The following is a 22,139-nucleotide window of genomic DNA, read 5'->3' on the forward strand; positions in this document are numbered from 1 at the left end:
TATAATCAGTTACATGCAAGCAGCGCTTGAAAATTTAGTTTGCGCGTTGGAATTATCGCCAGAGCAAGCGGCTGATAAGATTTGCATTCTATCGGATGTTGAGAAAAATAAATTAATCGTAGACTGGAATAACACTGACTCGGAGTATCCTGCAGAGCTTTGTATTCAGCAGTTATTCGAACAGCAAGTAAGCAGAAACCCCAATGGTGTATCGTTAATTATTGACGAAAAGCAGCTTTCATATGAGCAGCTTAATGCTCACGCCAACCAGTTGGCGCATTACCTTATTCAAAATCATGGGGTTCGCCCCGATACCATGGTGGGGATCTGTTTGGATCGTTCTTTGGACATGATCATATCTATTATGGGTATTTTAAAAGCGGGAGGCGCATACATCCCGCTAGACCCCGCGCTCCCTGAGTCCCGTTTGCAGTATATTATTCAAGACGCTAATCTTGACACTGTTTTGACGTCGGAAGCAATTCTAAGTCAAATATCACAATCTTTTGCAAACACTGTATGCTTGGATGAACGTCATATTATCGAGCAGCTTTCGCAGCTTCCTAAAGAAGATATCTTACCTTCTGACATTGGGCTACTACCTAGTCATTTGGCTTATGTTATTTATACATCTGGCTCTACTGGTAACCCGAAAGGGGTAATGGTAGAGCATCGTAGTTTAGTTAACTTGGCAACGCTAATTCAAAAGAACTATAGCCTCAAAGCTGAAGACCGATTTTTGCAGTTTGCAACGATTAACTTTGATATGTCTATAGAAGATATATTCGGTGCTTTATCAAGTGGTAGTCAACTCGTGTTACGTACAGATTCATGGCTATCCTCCCCAGAAAACTTTTGGCAGCTGTGCAGTGACTACAATATTACCGTACTAGATCTGCCAACAGCATTTTGGCATGAGCTTGCTAAAGAAACGGGTGTTAATCCTCCTCCTTGTATTCGTCATATTAGTATTGGTGGCGAACAAGTTAGTAATTCGGCACTCGCTTTATGGTTCGAGAGGGACGTTGAGTTACCAAAGCTAGTGAATACTTATGGACCAACAGAATGCACAGTAGATGCTGCATTTTCTACGATAGTTGATGAGCGAAATTCGATAGGCAGTGCAATTGATAACTACGCGCTTTATGTAACAAACAAAAATGGTTTGTTAGCTCCTATAGGGGTTGCAGGGGAGCTATTAATTGGTGGTGTAGGATTGGCTAGAGGGTATTTAAACAACGAGAATTTAACGAAAGAAAAGTTTGTAGAAAACCCATTTTATGATAGTAATTTTACTAGCAGCAGTGAACGATTGTATAGAACTGGCGACCTTGTGAAGTGGTTACCTGATGGAACTTTAGCCTTTTTGGGGCGAATTGATGACCAAGTGAAAATTCGTGGGTTTAGGATAGAACTCGGTGAAGTAGAAAGCGCTTTAAAGGAGTGTGGATGTATACAAGATGCAATAGTAATTCCTGTTTCTGTAGGGGAAGCAGATAAGCATTTAGCTGCTTACATAATACCTAGCTCAAAAGACATTATGTCATCATCAAACCCTGATTCCGATATTATTCAGAGTCTGGTCAAAAAAGTTCGACAGCAATTAGCTTTAATGTTACCTGACTATATGATCCCTCAACATATAATTGCGATTGAGCAAATACCATTAACCACAAATGGAAAAGTCGATAAAAATTCATTACCCGAACCTGGCATGCTTTCTATGCAAGATGTCTACGTTGGTCCTGAGACAGAAACAGAGAGAGTGCTTTGTAAAGTATGGGAACTCGTGTTGGGTTGTAAAAAGGTTAGTACAAAGGATAACTTTTTTGCTTTAGGAGGGCACTCATTACTAGTAATGCAAGTGATTGCAAAACTGCAGGAAAAGGATATTTTAGTTACAGCACGGCAGTTATTTACAGCGCCAACACTGGCAAGTTTAGCGACAGAAATTGATAAAGCTGTTTCAGTTCAGGGCAAAGTATTTAAAGCGCCTAAGAATAAAATACCAACTCCTTGCAACAGAGTAACGCCTGAAATGCTACCTCTTGTGAACCTCACAGAGGACGAGATCAACCTCATTGCTTCAAAAGTACCTGGAGGGATGGAAAATATACAAGATATTTACCCGCTTGGTCCTTTGCAAGAAGGCATTCTGTTTCATCATCGAATGAATACAAAAGGTGACCCGTATATTTTGCCGGCTATTTACAAAATTGAAGGAAGAGAAGCTGTTGATGAATTGTTAAAGGCTTTGCGATTTGTTATCGAGCGTTATGATGTCTTAAGAACAGCAGTATTATGGCATAACCTTTCGACAGCAGTACAGGTTGTTTGCCGTCAAGTTGAACTACCAGTGACATGGCTAACCTTGCCGGTAGAGCAAGAGGCAAACGAGTATATTAGCACACTGTGCACTCCTGAAAATCAATCAATGGATTTGAGTGATGCCCCTTTAGTTCACTTAAAAATAGTACAGCAATCGAATGATGATACCTACTTTGTGCTATTGCAAGAGCATCATATAATTTCTGACCATGTTGGATTGGAAATTATAGAGAGGGAGTTATCTTTGTATCAAGGTGGGCAGAGCCATCTTTTAAAAGAGCCAACCCCTTACCGAGAGTTTGTTGCTCACGCTCTGTATCAAGCCAAACATAATAATGCTGAGTCATTTTTTTCTCAAATGTTAGGTGATGTTGAAGCGCCAACAGCACCATTTGAGTTAGTCGATGTACAAGGTAACGGAAGTCAGATCAATGAAGTAAAGCAGAGTGTATCTGCTCAGTTAAGCGCTAGAATCAGAGGCGTTGCAAAAGATCTGCAAGTAAGCCCTGCTGCGATATTTCATGCTGCATGGGCGGTATTACTTGCTGGGTGTAGCGCGAAGTCTGACGTTGTTTTTGGAACCGTTGTATCAGGAAGGTTACAAGGTACAACTGATGCTGAAAACATGATGGGGGTGTTTATTAACACACTGCCAATGCGTGTCGACCTTAACAACGTGTCGGCAACCGCTTTGATTGAGCAGGTCCACCAATCATTATTAGCACTGCTTCCATATGAGCAAACTTCATTAGCGTTAGCGCAAAAATGTAGCGCAATTCAAGGCTCAACACCTTTGTTTAGTGCCCTATTAAACTATCGCCATTCAAGCATGGCAAAACAAATGGGCGATGAACTAACGGATCTAAGTAACCATGTCAATGTTGAAACGATTATCAACCAAGAGAGAACGAATTACCCGTTCAACTTATCCGTAGACGATTTTTCAACAGACTTTGCGTTTGATGTTCAGGTTGATAGCACTGTAGATGCGGGCCGAATAGCGAGCTATATGCAAGAAGTGTTGGCTAAGCTGATTGACTTATCGGTCACAAGCTCATCAAAATATGTATCGTCATTACAGTTTTTGCCACCTTGCGAACGTGAGCGTTTACTCGTCGAGTGGAATGGGGTAGAAGAAGAGTTTCCCAGTGATAAGTGCATTCATCAGCTGTTTGAAGAACAAGCTGCGATTACTCCAGACGCAATAGCGGTTACTTTTGAGTCAGAGCACATTCGTTATTCTGAGTTAAATAGCCGCGCCAATCAGTTAGCCCATTACCTCATTGAAGAGCATCAGGTGAAACCTGATAGCTTAATTGGGGTGTGTTTTGAACGTTCAGTAGACATGTTGGTGTCAATTCTTGCGGTGCTCAAAGCGGGTGGTGCATATGTACCACTGGATCCGAATTACCCTCAATCTCGACTTACTTACATGATGTTAGATGCGTCCTTAAACACGGTGCTAACAGAGTCTGATTTACAAGAAAGTGTGCAAGGAGCGTCAATTCAAGCAGTGTGTGTTGATGCCGAGCATATCCAATTACAAGTGAGAAAATACTCTGTTGAGAATATAGAACCAAGCAATATAGGGCTGACAGCGAGTCACTTGGCGTATGTGATTTATACATCGGGTTCAACGGGCAACCCTAAAGGCGTGATGGTTGAACACAGGAATATAACGCGCTTGATGGCGTCGACAGAAGCAGACTTTCAGTTTGATTCGCAAGATGTATGGACGATGTTCCATTCTTATGCTTTTGATTTTTCAGTTTGGGAAATATGGGGAGCGTTAAGTTATGGGGGGCGTTTAGTGATAGTACCTTATTGGGTATCGCGCTCTTCGAGTGACTTTTATCAGTTATTGGCAGATGAACAAGTTACGGTACTAAATCAAACGCCCAGTGCATTTAGCCAGGTTATTCAAGAGGATAAAAAGGCGACGAACACAAAGTTAGCACTACGTTATGTGATATTTGGTGGTGAAGCGTTGAACTTGGAGAGTTTAACACCTTGGATAGAGAAATATGGCGATAACCACCCTCAACTGATTAACATGTATGGAATAACAGAAACGACAGTTCATGTCACTCGTCAGCGTATCACACAAGAAGTTATCGCGAGTTCACAAGGCGCGAGTACGATAGGTCGTGCATTGAAGGACTTAAATCTGGTGGTGTTGAATGAACACAACATGTTGGTACCAACAGGTGTGGCAGGTGAGATGTATATTGCTGGAGCGGGTGTTACAAGAGGTTACCTAAATCAAGCTGCATTGACGGCAGCGCGTTTTGTTCAACTTCCAGAGCTAGGTGAGCAACGTTTTTATAAAACGGGCGACTTAGCGCGATACACAGAGAATGGCGATTTAGAATATTTAGGACGATTAGATCACCAAGTCAAACTGCGAGGTTTTAGGATAGAGCTTGGAGAGATAGAGAGCGCGTTAACGAGAAGTGGGTTAGTAAACGATGCAGTAGTACAGGTTAAAGAGTCGACAGATGGGAATAAACGACTCGTGGGGTATTTAGCGTTGGGTAAGTTACCCCAAGAGGATACGAGTGCAATGTTCAACTCCTTGAAAGGATATTTAAGTGAACAATTGCCAAGCCATATGGTACCAGCAGTTTTTGTTTGTTTAGAAGAATTGCCGTTAACGGGCAATGGCAAGGTAGACCGTAAAGCTTTACCAGAGCCAGATATCAGTCAACAGCAAGGTAAATATGTTGCTCCAAGTACAGCAACGGAGAAGGTGCTGTGTGAGATATGGCAAGAGGTGCTGGGTATTGAGCGGGTCGGGATAACAGATGACTTTTTTGATATCGGTGGCCATTCTTTGCTTGTCATGAAGTTTTTGACTGAATTAGAGCATAAACACAGTGTCATTGTTCCCGTTAAGACGATATTCCAATTTTCAAACATACAAAACCTTGCTGCATATATTGAAATAGCCACTCCGCTTGAGGCTGATGGTATGCAACGTAATGATCAAGAAGAACAAGAAGTAGAAATGGAAACATTCCAATTATGATTTTATCAAAGTTAATTCAAGAACTGGCAAAACAGCAAATTAGGTTATCATTGAAAGATGGTGCGCTTTCAATTAGTGGGCCAAAAGGGGCTGTAACTCCACTTATTCTGAATGCATTAAAAGAGCACAAGGCAGAATTAATCGCCTCTTTGCAAGGTGCTGAAAAGAGACATCATACAATTTCAATTGCACAACGGGGTGAGCCACTACCTTTATCTTTTGCTCAACAGCGTTTGTGGCTGCTTGATAAAATCGCAGATGGAAGTGCTCATTACAATATTTGTGGTGCAGTTAAATTAAGTGGAGTTATTGATATTGATGCGTTAAATAAATCATTTTCATCTTTACTCGCTCGCCATGAAATCTTACGTACATGCTACCGTGAAGATGATGATGGCAACCCGATACAAGTCATTCAGCAACCAAGCGAAGTTCAGGTGGAGACTGTGGACTTGTCTAAAGTCAACTGTGACCTAACCCAAAAATGTATCGAGGAAGAAGCTGATAAAGAAGCGTTATCTTTATTTGATTTAAGCAGCGATCTAATGATGAGAACAAGACTTCTTAAATTGAGCGAGTATGAACATATTTTGTTGGTTACTATGCACCATATCGCTTCAGATGGATGGTCTATGTCAATATTAATTGAAGAATTCTCGAAGTTATACGTTGCGTTTTGTGGGGGGGAAAGAGAAGCTCTTCAGGAACTTCCCATTCAATATGCTGATTATTCAAGTTGGCAGAGACATTGGTTTTCAAATGAAAAGCTAAAAGAGCAGCTTAAATATTGGCGTGAACAGCTCGCTGGTATTCCTCTCGTTCATAGCTTGCCACTGGACTATGCTCGTCCATCAACGCCTAGGCATATAGGCGATAATATTATGTCAACGATAGATAAAAATACAGCAGGGAAATTACAGGAAATTTGTCAATCTCAGGGGGCAACGTTATTTATGGGGTTGCATACTGTATTTTCAGTTTTACTGGCGCGTTATAGTAGTGAAAATGATATTGTAGTTGGAACGCCTATCGCTAACCGTGAGCAGGCTGAAATTAAGGGACTAATAGGATGTTTTGCCAATACTTTAGTGCTGCGCTGCAAGTTGTCGGGCGATGAGAGTCTTGTTAGCCTAATTAAGCAAAACAAAAGTACACTTCTTGATGCTTATCAGCACCAACAAGTACCTTTTGACAAGGTGGTTGAAGAACTTCAACCGGAGCGGAGTTTAAGTCATAGCCCGTTATTCCAAGTTATGTTGGTGCTACAAAATAATGAAGAGAGCGATCTTGAACTACCGAGTTTATCTTTAAGTCCCATAAAACAGTCTGGATCAGTAGCGAAATACGATCTAACTCTAGAAGTTTCGGAAAGTGACGAAGGCTTACACTTAGTATGGGAATACGATACAGACTTATTTGTACAGGAGACGATAAAGCGTTTAGCCAGCCACTTTGAGTTACTGTTAGAGGGATTAACAGACAATCCAGAGAAGTCAGTATTTTCGATAGAGATGCTTTCAGAAGCAGAGAAACATCAGCAGTTAGTGGCATGGAATGATACAGCGGTAGAGTATCCGAAAGAGCAGTGCATTCATGCCTTATTCGAGGCGCAAGTAGAAGCGACACCAGATGCAGTAGCAGTGGTGTTTGCAGAGCAGACGATGACGTATAGAGAGTTGAATGCGAAGGCAAATCAGCTTGCTCAATACCTTGTAGAAGAAAAGGGTGTTAGACCAGATACGTTAGTGGGTATTTGTGTAGAGCGCTCGTTAGAGATGATGGTAGGGATACTCGGTGTACTCAAAGCAGGTGGGGCGTATGTGCCACTGGACCCGAATTACCCAGCGGCTCGTTTGGCATATATGCTGGAAGATGCAAATCTAACGACGGTATTAACACAAGAGTCATTACGGGGTGTTACGCCGGTGAAAGCATCACAAGCAGTGTACTTGGATAGTAGTGCGTTGTGTGATGATTTAGGGAATTACTCAAGTGACAATGTTGGCATTGACAGTGTGCGTTCAAGTCATTTGGCGTATGTGATTTATACATCAGGCTCAACAGGTAATCCTAAAGGGGTGATGATAGAGCACCGCAGTGCGCATGGGCTTATCGCATGGGCCAAGAAGCATTACGGTGAAGCGCAGTTAAAAGCGGTTTTAGCCTCAACATCAATGTGTTTTGACTTGTCTATTTTTGAGTTTTTTGCGCCCTTGTCAACAGGGGGAAAAGTTGTCTTAGTTAAGAATGCATTTGATTTACCAGCAACGTACGTTGAAGATTTAACACTGATAAATACGGTTCCATCAGTGATTGAATCATTGCTATTGGAGTTAGATTTCTCGATGGATGGGAAGGTTTTAAATTTAGCTGGTGAACCGTTAAAGCAATCCCTTGTTGAACGATTATATAAGAAAGGGTTTTCTCTGGTTTACGACTTATATGGTCCTTCGGAGTGTACAACATACTCGACTTGTGTAGAGCGAAAGGTCAATGGAACAGCGAGTATTGGTAGCCCGATTTCAAACTTACAATGCTACATTTTGCATGAAAACAGTTTATTACCAACGGGGGGCGTGGGCGAGCTTTACATTGGTGGTGTGGGCTTAGCGCGAGGTTATTTAAATCGCCCAGAGCTGACAGATGAGAAGTTTGTAAGCAATCCGTTTTATGATGAGGCGAACCCAGCCAGCAGCGAACGGTTATATAAAACGGGCGACTTAGTGCGTTATTTACCTGATGGTAATTTAGAGTTCTTAGGGCGTATTGATCATCAGGTTAAAATCAGAGGATTCAGAATAGAGTTAGGCGAAATTGAGCAACAACTCTTATCTGACGGGCGTGTTAATGATGCGGTCGTGGTTGCCGACGGCAAAGAGGCGGATAAACGCCTCGTCGCATATGTAACACATGATGACGCCGAAGCGATGTTGATGGATGATGAGTCAGCGCAAAGACAACGTAACGACTTAATCGAATCGTTAAAAGCACGGCTAGCACAGACACTACCTGACTATATGATCCCGTCAGTATTTGTGGTGCTTACACACATGCCGCTGACACCCAATGGTAAAATTGATCGTAAAGAATTACCCGCACCAGATATATCACAGCAGCAACAAGTGTATGTCGCGCCGACAACGGACACAGAGAAGATGTTGTGTGAAATATGGCAAGATATTCTCGGTGTTGAACAAGTGGGGGTCACCGACAATTTCTTTGCATTAGGTGGGCATTCTCTGTTAGTTATGAATGTCATAGCTTCAGTACAAAAAGCAGGTTACTCCCTCAGAGCTCAAGAATTTTTCTCTGCGCTACAACTAGCGGCATTAGCCAAAAAAATTGATAGTAACAAAGGGCATATACAGCCCATGTGTGCTGCGCCAGAAAACTTAATTCCAGCACAATGTAATCATATTACTCCTGAGATGTTACCTCTTGTTACTTTAACAGTGGAAGATATTAAGAGTATTACTGAACAAGTTTCAGGAAGTATCTCTAATATTCAAGATATTTACCCATTAGGTGCGCTACAAGAAAGTATTCTGTTCACTCATATGATGAGCATAAAAAACGATCCATACGTTACGCAGCTACTTTATAAAGTAAATAACAAAGAAGCTTTGGATGAATTTATTGATAGCTTAAACTTTATAATCAACCGCCATGATGTACTGCGTACAGCCATTGTATGGGAGGGGATTTCTCAGCCTGTTCAAGTAGTTTTTAAAGAAGTTACTCTCCCAATTGATAGCTTTACTTTAAGTGAAGAACTCGATTCTGAGGCGCATGTAATCGAACTCGCATCTTCTGAATCACATTGGCTGGATATAACACATGCACCGTTAATCAAGCTGAGAGTAGCACGGGGGAAACAGGGAAAATACTTCTTATTTTTACAAGTTCATCATATGGTTATCGACCATGTGAGTTTGGAAATTATTCAGCGTGAAATAGATGTATATCGTTCTGGGCAAGCGGCTAGTTTGCCTGTGAGTCAGCCTTATCGCAATTTCATCTCGCACACGATACAACAAGAAAAAAAGATTGATGCTAAAAACTACTTCACCAACTTGCTTGAGGGGGTTGATGAGGCAACGGCTCCATTTGCTTTGATTGATAATCAACGTGATGGAGTACATGTTTCTGAGTTAAGAAAGCTTGTACCTAGAAACGTGTCTATTCGTTTGCGTGAGTTATCTAAATCGTTGAAAATTGCGCCATCAAGTTTGTTCCATAGTGCATATGGCTTAGTTATTGCCGCGTGTAGTGGCAAAAATGACATAGTATTTGGCAGCGTTATGTCTGGTCGCTTACAAGGAGCTGTAGGTACTGAAAGTATTCTCGGGGTTTGTATTAATACGTTGCCACTGAGGTTGAATCTTAACGAAGTCAGCGTACGTGATTACGTGCTAAATACACATCAGCATTTAGTTGAATTACTGCCTTTCGAGCAAACCCCTTTAGCTTTCATTCAAAATTGCAGTGATGTAGCGAATAACACGCCATTATTCGGTGCAATATTGAATTATCGCCACTCTAAAGATGATCAAAGTAATACTCATTCAGAAGCAAAGAGTGATGATGCGATTGTCCAGTTAAGAGTAAAAGAAAGAACCAACTATCCATTTACATTGAATGTTGACGATTTAGGGTTGGATTTTGAGCTTGATTTTCAAATCGATACAGATGTTAGTATTGAGCGAGTGATGCATTACATGCAAAGGGCGATAGAGCAGCTTGTTGAGCATTTATCTATTTATCCAGAAAAGTTAGTGCAATCAGTGCGAGTTATATCTAATAACGAAGCTCAGAAATTACTCGTCGAGTGGAATGGGGTAGAAGAAGAGTTTCCTAGTGATAAGTGCATTCATCAGCTGTTTGAAGAACAAGCTGCGATTACTCCAGACGCAATAGCGGTTACTTTTGAGTCAGAGCACATTCGTTATTCTGAGTTAAATAGCCGCGCCAATCAGCTAGCCCATTACCTCATTGAAGAGCATCAGGTGAAACCTGATAGCTTAATTGGGGTGTGTTTTGAACGTTCAGTAGACATGTTGGTGTCAATTCTTGCGGTGCTCAAAGCGGGTGGTGCATATGTACCACTGGATCCGAATTACCCTCAATCTCGACTTACTTACATGATGTTAGATGCGTCCTTAAACACGGTGCTAACAGAGTCTGATTTACAAGAAAGTGTGCAAGGAGCGTCAATTCAAGCAGTGTGTGTTGATGCCGAGCATATCCAATTACAAGTGAGAAAATACTCTGTTGAGAATATAGAACCAAGCAATATAGGGCTGACAGCGAGTCACTTGGCGTATGTGATTTATACATCGGGTTCAACGGGCAACCCTAAAGGCGTGATGGTTGAACACAGGAATATAACGCGCTTGATGGCGTCGACAGAAGCAGACTTTCAGTTTGATTCGCAAGATGTATGGACGATGTTCCATTCTTATGCTTTTGATTTTTCAGTTTGGGAAATATGGGGAGCGTTAAGTTATGGGGGGCGTTTAGTGATAGTACCTTATTGGGTATCGCGCTCTTCGAGTGACTTTTATCAGTTATTGGCAGATGAACAAGTTACGGTACTAAATCAAACGCCCAGTGCATTTAGCCAGGTTATTCAAGAGGATAAAAAGGCGACGAACACAAAGTTAGCACTACGTTATGTGATATTTGGTGGTGAAGCGTTGAACTTGGAGAGTTTAACACCTTGGATAGAGAAATATGGCGATAACCACCCTCAACTGATTAACATGTATGGAATAACAGAAACGACAGTTCATGTCACTCGTCAGCGTATCACACAAGAAGTTATCGCGAGTTCACAAGGCGCGAGTACGATAGGTCGTGCATTGAAGGACTTAAATCTGGTGGTGTTGAATGAACACAACATGTTGGTACCAACAGGTGTGGCAGGTGAGATGTATATTGCTGGAGCGGGTGTTACAAGAGGTTACCTAAATCAAGCTGCATTGACGGCAGCGCGTTTTGTTCAACTTCCAGAGCTAGGTGAGCAACGTTTTTATAAAACGGGCGACTTAGCGCGATACACAGAGAATGGCGATTTAGAATATTTAGGACGATTAGATCACCAAGTCAAACTGCGAGGTTTTAGGATAGAGCTTGGAGAGATAGAGAGCGCGTTAACGAGAAGTGGGTTAGTAAACGATGCAGTAGTACAGGTTAAAGAGTCGACAGATGGGAATAAACGACTCGTGGGGTATTTAGCGTTGGGTAAGTTACCCCAAGAGGATACGAGTGCAATGTTCAACTCCTTGAAAGGATATTTAAGTGAACAATTGCCAAGCCATATGGTACCAGCAGTTTTTGTTTGTTTAGAAGAATTGCCGTTAACGGGCAATGGCAAGGTAGACCGTAAAGCTTTACCAGAGCCAGATATCAGTCAACAGCAAGGTAAATATGTTGCTCCAAGTACAGCAACGGAGAAGGTGCTGTGTGAGATATGGCAAGAGGTGCTGGGTATTGAGCGGGTCGGGATAACAGATGACTTTTTTGATATCGGTGGCCATTCTTTGCTTGCAACACAGGCCATAACGAAAATAAACACGACCTGTGAAGTCACTCTTTCAATCACTTCGATATTTTTAGAACCAACCGTAGAAGCAATTGCTGCTCAAATCGAGATACTGAAAATAAACAACTCGAACTTGCATAAATTAGAAAGTAAAGAAACCATTGAAGAAGGTATTTTGTAATGAGTAGTAAAATACTATTGGCGGCCGCAGAAAAAGGGATACACCTGTATTTAAATGATGGTCAGCTGGCATTTAAAGCACCAGCAGGTGCACTAGATGAAGATTTAAAAATGCAAATTATTGCAAATAAGCCAGCGATTATAGAGTACTTATTGACACAACAGAGCTTTAGCCATAATGCTGTTAACAACATACCTAGTGTTTCGAGAGGCGTTAGTGAATTACCGTTATCTTACGCTCAACAGCGTCTTTGGTTGTTAGATAAGATAGAGCAAATTGGTACTCAATATAACATAGCCAGTGCCCTAAAATTAAAAGGAAAACTAGATGTTGAGGCATTAAAAGAAGCTTTCAAAACGATTATTGATCGGCATGAAAGTCTTAGGACATGTTTCGTTACCAACAAACATGGACAGCCTCTGCAGATTGTACAAGAAAATGTACAGTTGCTGATGCCTATACTGGACTTATCCGATACTCAGTGTGACGAAAAAGAAAGTTTAATAAGTAAGCTAATTGACGATGAAGCCGAGCTGGCATTTGATTTAACACAAGATTTGATGTTGCGTGTGCAACTTGTGAAGCTAGCAGATGATGAGCATATGGTGTTAGTTACAATGCATCATATAGCCTCAGATGGCTGGTCAATGGCGATTTTAATCAATGAATTTTGTGAGTTGTATGGCGCGTATACTAATGGTGGTGCTAACCCACTTGAGCCTTTGCCTATCCAGTATGCCGATTATGCTTATTGGCAAAGAAATTGGCTAACAGGTGATGTTTTAAAAGAACAGTTAGATTATTGGTCATGCCAATTGGCGAGTATTCCAGAAGTTCATGGTTTGCCTTTAGATCACCCTCGACCCGCAGAGCAAGTTTTTGATGGCGGCAGTATTGCCTGGTCTATTAATAAAGATACGTTCGGTCGACTCAAAGCAATATGTCAAGAACATGGCGCGACTTTGTTTATGGGGTTACATGCTTTATTTTCGCTCTTTTTGTCTCGCTACAGTAATGAAACAGATATTGTCATGGGGTCGCCAATCGCGAACAGAGAACAGAAAGACGTTGCAGGGCTTATAGGTTTCTTTGTTAATACGCTTGTGCTACGTAGTGATTTGTCTTTGAACCCGAGCTTCTCAGAATTAATTGCTCAAAGCAAAACTATGCTGCTATCGGCTTATGCTCATCAGCAAGTCCCTTTTGAACAGATAGTGGAGCGTCTACAGCCCACTCGTAGCCTTCGTCATAGTCCTTTATTTCAGATTATGTTGATATTGCAAAACAATGAAGAAGGAGAGTTGGACCTACCAGAGCTGACTTTGAGTTCACTAGAATCTGACAATCAAATGGCTAAGTACGAATTAACGTTAAGTGCAGCTGAATCAGATCAAGGGCTATCACTCGATTGGCAATACAACACCGCGTTGTTTAATGAAAGCACAATTGTACAAATGGCCTCAAACTTTAATGTACTGCTAGAGTCTGTGCTTAAAAGTCCACAGTCACCAGCTTTAGGGCTACCTATATTAACCGAAAAAGAGCATATGCAAAATTTGATTGGTTGGAACAACACATTTTCTGACTATCCAAAATCACAGTGCATACATCAATTAATTGAAGCGCAAGTAAAGCAAAATGGAGAGGCGGTAGCGGTAGTATTTGGTGATAAGCAGTTAAGTTATGCTCAGTTAAATAGGCGTGCGAATCAACTAGCACACTTCTTAGTGGAAAAAGCGCAAGTAAGACCTGACAGCTTAGTGGGCATTTGTCTGGAAAGGTCTATTGATATGGTTGTATCGATACTTGCTATTATAAAAGCTGGGGGTGCATATGTGCCGTTAGATCCACAATATCCAGAAACCAGATTGAGATACATGCTTGATGACGCAAAGCTAGGTACAATTCTGACGCATCAATATTTACTGTCAAGTACGCCCATTGCAAAGGCGCAAGCGTGTTGTTTAGATGATGAAATATTACTCGCTAAATTAGACGAATATAGTACCGAAAATTTGTGCGTATCGTCATTGGGGTTAACCTCCTCTAATTTAGCATATGTGATTTATACGTCAGGTTCGACAGGCAACCCAAAAGGGGTAATGATAGAGCATCATTCTTTAGTTAATCGCGTTGATTGGATGGATAAACAATATGGGTGTACTCCTGAAGATAATATATTGCAAAAAACACCTTTTAGTTTTGACGTTTCAGTTTGGGAATTTGTTTGGCCTTTATCAAAAGGTGCTGGGCTAATTTTGGCGAAGCCTGAAGGACATAAAGACCCTGAGTATCTGACTGAGTTAATTCAAAATACACAAGTTAGTAAGTTACATTTTGTCCCCTCAATGTTGGAGAGCATGTTAAGTTTAGGTGAGTTGGCGTCGTGTACTTCATTGAAGCAAGTATTTTGTAGTGGAGAAGCACTTTCATTGCACCATACCGTCTCATTTGCAAATAGCTGCCCACATGCTGAATTACATAACTTGTATGGTCCAACAGAGGCATCGATAGACGTTAGTTACTGGGATTGTGCTGAGTTAACAGGGACACATACTTCTATTCCAATAGGAAAGCCAATACATAACACCCAGTTATATGTATTAAACTCACAATTATCACCAGTGCCTATCGGCGCGCCTGGCGAGTTATACATTGGTGGTGTTGGCTTGGCCCGTGGGTATTTGAATCGAGATGAATTGACCGCAGAGCGGTTCATAGAAAATCCATTTTATGATGAAAATATAGCAGGCAGCAGTCAACGCTTATACAAAACGGGTGACTTAGTCCGTTGGTTACCTGATGGCAACTTGGTTTTTCTTGGTCGTTTAGATCACCAAGTCAAATTACGTGGTTTTCGAATTGAGCTCGGAGAAATCGAGCATACGATTGGGGGACTAGAAAATGTGCGCGATGTAGTGGTCATAGCGCGTTCGGATAACGGGCAACATGAGCAACAACTAGTGGCTTATGTCGTTGAAGAAGCAGCGGCTGAGATATCCGATAAAGACAAGGTTGTGACACAGTTGAGGCAACATGTTGAGGCGGTTTTGCCTGACTATATGGTGCCATCGGCATTTGTTGTAATGGAAAGCTTACCGTTGACACCCAATGGCAAGGTGGACAGAAAGGCTTTACCTGCGCCTGATTTTAGCCAGCAACAGGAAAGTTATGTAGCTCCGAGTACCGAGACAGAGCGGTTACTTTGTGCCATTTGGCAAGATGTATTAGGCATAGAGCAAGTTGGTGTAAAGGATAACTTTTTTGCTTTAGGGGGCCACTCACTGTTAGTGATCCAAGTGATTGCGCGGTTACAAGAGATAGGGAAGTCCATTTCTGCCAAAGTGCTGTTTTCGGCAAAGACATTGTCGGATGTTGCGGCAGCCATAGATGCTTCAGTTGTAGCAGAGACGTTTAAGGTACCAGCTAATGAAATCCCCGAGAACTGTGAGCATATCACCCCAGAGATGTTGCCTTTAGTGGACTTAGATGAGCAATCGCTAGAGTATATTGTCAATCAAGTGCCAGGTGGTGCGGGAAATATCCAGGATATATATCCACTGGGGCCACTGCAAAAAGGAATCCTCTTTCATCATATGATGAGTGAGCAAGGAGACCCTTATGTTTTGCCTGCGCTATTTAAAGTAAACGGAAAAACGAACTTAGCGTCATTTAAGGCTGCACTAGAGTTTGTGATAGGCCGTCATGATGTACTACGTACAGCGATATTGTGGGAAGGCTTGCCCACTCCAGTGCAAGTTGTCTACAAAGAAGCAGTGCTACGTATTGAAGAGGTGGCAGTAGAGGCAGGCATGGATGTGATGGATATCATGTCAGCAAAAAGTGCCCCAGAATCACAAAGCATGGACTTATCACAAGGTCCATTAATACAGTTGCAAGTTGCTGCGATGGATGATGACGCGTTCATTGTGTTATTACAATATCATCACATTATTTCAGATCACGTAGGTCTAGAAATAATTCAAAGCGAGATAGCGGCTTACATGCAGGGGAAGGCAGATACACTGTTGCCTTCCAAAGCGTTTAGAGGGTTTGTTGCACATGCATTACATCAAGAAAAAAATAATGATGCACACGCTTACTTTGAGTCACTTTTAGGGGATGTTGAGGAACCAACGGCACCATTTAATTTATTAGATGTACAAGGAGATGGTAGCCAAATAGTAGAATTACGAGCTCAGGTTCGCCCAGCATTGAGCAGCAAGCTACGAGAGGTGGCAAAGCGTTTAGCCGTGAGCCCCGCGGCGATATTTCATGCAGCGTGGTCATTGTTGATAAGCGGTTGTAGTGGACGAGATGATGTTGTTTTTGGGACCGTTGTGTCAGGGCGCTTGCAAGGAACGATGGGTGCAGAGAGCATGCTGGGTGTGTTTATCAACACATTGCCTTTTAGAGTAAAACTACAGGGAGTCACGGCGCTAGAGCTAGTTGAGCAGGTACAAGAGCGTTTAGTATCGTTGTTACCGTATGAGCAAACCTCATTAGCAGAAGCGCAAAAGTGTAGTGGTTTACCCGGTGGTACCCCATTGTTTAGTGCACTACTGAACTATCGCCATTCTGGACAAGAAGTTGATGATACAGAGCCATTGGCGCCAGAAGAAATAGAGCTGATCGGTGGTCAAGAGCGGACGAATTACCCTTTTGATATGTCAGTTGATGACTTAGGGGTTGAATTTGAATTGGAAATGCAGGCTGATCCATCAGTGAATGTTGAGCGCATTATTGGTTACATGCAAACAGCCCTTGAAAACTTGGTTGTGTCATTAGATAGCGCACCTGAAACAGCGGTAAATCAGCTAAGTATCTTACCTGAGGCGGAGCGTAAGAAATTACTAGCACAGAGTTTAGGGCCATGCAGAGACTATGCGGGACCAGTATGCATTCATGAGCGATTCGAAGCTCAGGTGGCTAGTACACCTTTAGCGGTTGCGGTTGTACACCATGAGCAAAGCATGACATATACCCAATTAAATAAACAGGCAAACCAGCTGGCCCATTACTTAAATGCACAAGGGGTGGGGGCAAATGATTTAGTCGGGATTTATGCTGAGCGCTCCCCTGCATTTTTAGTGGGAATGTTGGCTGTCATGAAGGCTGGCGGCGCATATGTGCCACTGGACCCTGTAAGCCCTAAAGAACGCATTGAAAACATGGTAACCAATGCACAGCTGAGAGTCTTGCTGAGTGATAGAGAGCAAATCCAAGAGATAGAGATTAGTGAAGATATACATGTCGTGTACTTTGATGATTTAGCAGATGGGTTTTCTAAATGGCAGACAGATAATCCAGTGCACGACAGCAGTGGAGATGATTATGCGTATATGATTTACACATCAGGGTCGACAGGGCAACCAAAAGGCGCTTTGGTACACCACAGCGGTGCTATGAACCATATAGATGCAGAGTTTGATGTGCTTGGTTTTATGAATGAAGATATGACTTTAAAGCCATCAAACTTTTTGCAAAGTGCTGCATCGTCGTCAGATGTATCGGTATGGCAATTTTTGGCACCGGTGTTGTCAGGAGGTACAACGGTAATATTGGATGACATGACAGACATGGAAAGCCTAGTCAGTTTAGTGCAACAGCACGATGTGCATTTAATAGAAACAGCACCAGTGGTGTTGCAGTTGCTGGTCAACTATGCCAAAGGTTTGCCGGAGGAGCAAAAAGCATTACCACTACGTTGGGTGATGAGCATAGCGGAAGCCGTGCCTGTTAAGTTAGTGAATGAGTGGTTGGAACTCTATCCAGACATTCCAATAATGAATGGGTATGGGCCAAGTGAAGCGTCGGATGACATCAGCGAATATATCATAAGCGCCCCATTAGCACCGGATACACCGAGTGTGCCAATAGGTCGGCCACTACCTAATTTGAGCTTGTATGTATTGGGTTCTGATTTACAGCTTCAGCCAGAGGGCGCAGTTGGCGAGATTTGCGTTGCAGGTGTGGGCGTAGGTCCAGGTTATTGGAAAAATGAAGAGAAGACAGCCGAGAGCTTTGTAGCCAATCCATATGGGCAAGAAAAGGGGCATGGTGCACGTTTATACCGAACAGGAGATTTAGGGCGCTGGCTACCAGATGGTAACTTAGCCTTTTTGGGGCGTATTGATAATCAAGTAAAAGTACGAGGGTTCAGGGTTGAGCTGGGAGAGATAGAAGCAGCATTATCATCGGTATCAGGTATTGGAGATGTAGCCGTGTTGGTACGCCAAGATAATCGAGGAGAGAATGTGCTGGCGGCGTATTTAGTGAGTCAAGTTGAGCCAAGGCTAAGCAATTCGGAGATCCGAGAAGCGCTATTATCAAAGCTACCGGAGTATATGATCCCAACGAGTGTGACTTGGTTAGATAAGATGCCACTCAATGCAGCAGATAAAATAGATAGACATGCTTTGCCAGCCCCAGATAGAAGTAGCCAACAAGAGGAATATATAGCGCCACGCACGGACACAGAGATACTACTATGTCAGATATGGCAAGAGGTGTTGGGTGTTGAACAGGTTGGCATTAGCGATAACTTTTTTGCACTGGGTGGTCATTCTTTACTAGTAATTCAGGTCATTTCAAAACTACAGGTTGCTGGAAAGCATCTTTCAGCTAGAGAATTGTTTGCTGCAAGGAATTTATCTGCCGTTGCTACTATGATTGACTCATCAGTAATGACAGAAGCAACAGAGTTTGTGGTACCGGCCAATTTGATCCCTGTAGGCAGTAAAACGATTACACCTGACATGTTGCCATTGGTGAATTTAGAGCAAAGTGAGATTGATCACATAGCAAATGAAGTTCCTGGTGGTGCAGGTAATATTCAAGATATTTACCCCTTAGGGCCACTACAAGAGGGGATCCTCTTCCATCATATGGTGGATGCCAGCAAAGACCCTTACGTATTACCAGCATTATTTAAAGTTAGAAGTAAGGAAAAGCTCGACCTATTCATTGATGCTTTGCAGTATGTTATTGGTCGTCATGACGTATTGCGTACAGCAATCTTTTGGGAAAACTTGTCTCGTCCTGTGCAAGTTGTGTATCGGGAGGCGAACTTAAAAGTAGAGTGGATTGAAATTGATGCATCACTAGATCTTATGGCTCAGATGGAAGCTCTTAGCGCGCCTGGCGCACAGTCTATTAATCTATCAGACGGGCCTTTGATCCAGATGCAAGTGGCTAAATCTGAACAAGATGAATTTGCTGTTTTGTTGAAGTACCACCATATCATTTCTGACCATGTAGGCCTTGAAATAATCCAAGATGAAGTACGCGCCTTTATGGAAGATGATACTGCTAGGCTGCTTCCAGCTCGCCCGTTCAGAGAGTTTGTTGCCCATACATTGCATCATGTTGACACAAACTGTTCTCAAGTGTATTTCAAATCTTTGCTAGAAGGCATTGAGGAACCAACTGCACCATTTAATTTACTCGATGTAAAAGGTGACGGGAGTGCGGTACTTGAAGCTAAAGAAAGAGTTCCCAAAACGATAAGTGTTAAGCTCCGTGAGGTAGCTAGGAAATTGGAAATGAGCCCAGCAGCGATATTTCATGCAGCTTGGTCATTGTTGATAAGCGGTTGTAGTGGGCGAGATGACGTTGTTTTTGGGACCGTTGTGTCAGGGCGCTTGCAGGGAACGATGGGTGCAGAGAGCATGCTGGGTGTGTTTATCAACACATTGCCTTTTAGAGTAAAACTGCAGGGAGTCACGGCGCTAGAGCTAGCAAAACAGGTACAAGAGCGTTTAGTATCGTTGTTACCGTATGAGCAAACCTCACTTGCAGAAGCACAAAGAGGTAGTAACTTACCTAGCGGGACCCCATTGTTTAGTGCACTGTTTAATTATCGCCATACGACATATGAAGAGTCAGATTCACATAGTGATAATACGGATGATTACATTGAGTTGATCGGTGGTCAAGAGCGGACGAATTACCCTTTTGATATGTCAGTTGATGACTTAGGGGTTGAATTTGAATTGGAAATGCAGGCTGATCCATCAGTGAATGTTGAGCGCATTATTGGTTACATGCAAACAGCCCTTGAAAACTTGGTTGTGTCATTAGATAGCGCACCTGAAACAGCGGTAAATCAGCTAAGTATCTTACCTGAGGCGGAGCGTAAGAAATTACTAGCACAGAGTTTAGGGCCATGCAGAGACTATGCGGGACCAGTATGCATTCATGAGCGATTCGAAGCTCAGGTGGCTAGTACACCTTTAGCGGTTGCGGTTGTACACCATGAGCAAAGCATGACATATACCCAATTAAATAAACAGGCAAACCAGCTGGCCCATTACTTAAATGCACAAGGGGTGGGGGCAAATGATTTAGTCGGGATTTATGCTGAGCGCTCCCCTGCATTTTTAGTGGGAATGTTGGCTGTCATGAAGGCTGGCGGCGCATATGTGCCACTGGACCCTGTAAGCCCTAAAGAACGCATTGAAAACATGGTAACCAATGCACAGCTGAGAGTCTTGCTGAGTGATAGAGAGCAAATCCAAGAGATAGAGATTAGTGAAGATATACATGTCGTGTACTTTGATGATTTAGCAGATGGGTTTTCTAAATGGCAGACAGATAATCCAGTGCACGACAGCAGTGGAGATGATTATGCGTATATGATTTACACATCAGGGTCGACAGGGCAACCAAAAGGCGCTTTGGTACACCACAGCGGTGCTATGAACCATATAGATGCAGAGTTTGATGTGCTTGGTTTTATGAATGAAGATATGACTTTAAAGCCATCAAACTTTTTGCAAAGTGCTGCATCGTCGTCAGATGTATCGGTATGGCAATTTTTGGCACCGGTGTTGTCAGGAGGTACAACGGTAATATTGGATGACATGACAGACATGGAAAGCCTAGTCAGTTTAGTGCAACAGCACGATGTGCATTTAATAGAAACAGCACCAGTGGTGTTGCAGTTGCTGGTCAACTATGCCAAAGGTTTGCCGGAGGAGCAAAAAGCATTACCACTACGTTGGGTGATGAGCATAGCGGAAGCCGTGCCTGTTAAGTTAGTGAATGAGTGGTTGGAACTCTATCCAGACATTCCAATAATGAATGGGTATGGGCCAAGTGAAGCGTCGGATGACATCAGCGAATATATCATAAGCGCCCCATTAGCACCGGATACACCGAGTGTGCCAATAGGTCGGCCACTACCTAATTTGAGCTTGTATGTATTGGGTTCTGATTTACAGCTTCAGCCAGAGGGCGCAGTTGGCGAGATTTGCGTTGCAGGTGTGGGCGTAGGTCCAGGTTATTGGAAAAATGAAGAGAAGACAGCCGAGAGCTTTGTAGCCAATCCATATGGGCAAGAAAAGGGGCATGGTGCACGTTTATACCGAACAGGAGATTTAGGGCGCTGGCTACCAGATGGTAACTTAGCCTTTTTGGGGCGTATTGATAATCAAGTAAAAGTACGAGGGTTCAGGGTTGAGCTGGGAGAGATAGAAGCAGCATTATCATCGGTATCAGGTATTGGAGATGTAGCCGTGTTGGTACGCCAAGATAATCGAGGAGAGAATGTGCTGGCGGCGTATTTAGTGAGTCAAGTTGAGCCAAGGCTAAGCAATTCGGAGATCCGAGAAGCGCTATTATCAAAGCTACCGGAGTATATGATCCCAACGAGTGTGACTTGGTTAGATAAGATGCCACTCAATGCAGCAGATAAAATAGATAGACATGCTTTGCCAGCCCCAGATAGAAGTAGCCAACAAGAGGAATATATAGCGCCACGCACGGACACAGAGATACTACTATGTCAGATATGGCAAGAGGTGTTGGGTGTTGAACAGGTTGGCATTAGCGATAACTTTTTTGCACTGGGTGGTCATTCTTTAACTGTGATGGATTTTATTATCACAGTTAAGAAACGAACAGGGTGTACGTTACCTATTGCTTTAGTTTATGGCGTTGGAACAATAGAACATATCGCTGATGAGCTTGATCTGATTCAGCTTCAACAAGAAGCTCAGGAGAGAATTGCAGGACAGGTGAATGTTGAAGAGATGGAGATATAATACGATGCTCTA

General features: G+C 42.6%; 3 protein-coding genes (1 of these 3 running past the window's edge). All 3 read left to right on the top strand.

Features of this window, described 5'->3' with window-relative positions; all coding sequences use genetic code 11:
• Tightly spaced (each overlapping or abutting the next), the 3 genes in view from GDK41_RS06335 to GDK41_RS06345 form a layout consistent with a single transcriptional unit that may run on beyond the window.
• Positions 1 to 5,356, top strand: the 3' portion of a protein-coding gene (locus GDK41_RS06335; protein WP_152085614.1) for a non-ribosomal peptide synthetase. It extends 4,742 nt beyond the left edge of the window; 5,356 of the gene's 10,098 nt are visible here — the last part of the coding sequence; its start codon lies beyond the left edge, outside the window; its stop codon occupies positions 5,354 to 5,356.
• Complete coding sequence (locus tag GDK41_RS06340; RefSeq protein WP_152085615.1) at positions 5,353 to 12,081, top strand: non-ribosomal peptide synthetase; 6,729 nt, start codon at positions 5,353 to 5,355, stop codon at positions 12,079 to 12,081. Before GDK41_RS06335 ends, GDK41_RS06340 begins: the two co-directional genes overlap by 4 nt.
• A complete protein-coding gene (locus tag GDK41_RS06345; protein WP_152085616.1) occupies positions 12,081 to 22,127 on the top strand; it encodes a non-ribosomal peptide synthetase in 10,047 nt (3,348 codons plus the stop codon). The genes GDK41_RS06340 and GDK41_RS06345 overlap by 1 nt, the downstream gene beginning before the upstream one ends.
• The last annotated feature ends 12 nt before the right edge of the window (positions 22,128 to 22,139 follow it).

Origin of the sequence: Pseudoalteromonas sp. A25 (assembly GCF_009176705.1) — a bacterium.
Classification (GTDB): domain Bacteria; phylum Pseudomonadota; class Gammaproteobacteria; order Enterobacterales; family Alteromonadaceae; genus Pseudoalteromonas.

Excerpts from the sequence above, each read along its gene's own strand:
- GDK41_RS06340 (WP_152085615.1), top strand. The coding sequence starts at position 5,353 with ATGATTTTATCAAAGTTAATTCAAGAACTGGCAAAACAGCAAATTAGG.
- GDK41_RS06345 (WP_152085616.1), top strand. The coding sequence starts at position 12,081 with ATGAGTAGTAAAATACTATTGGCGGCCGCAGAAAAAGGGATACACCTG.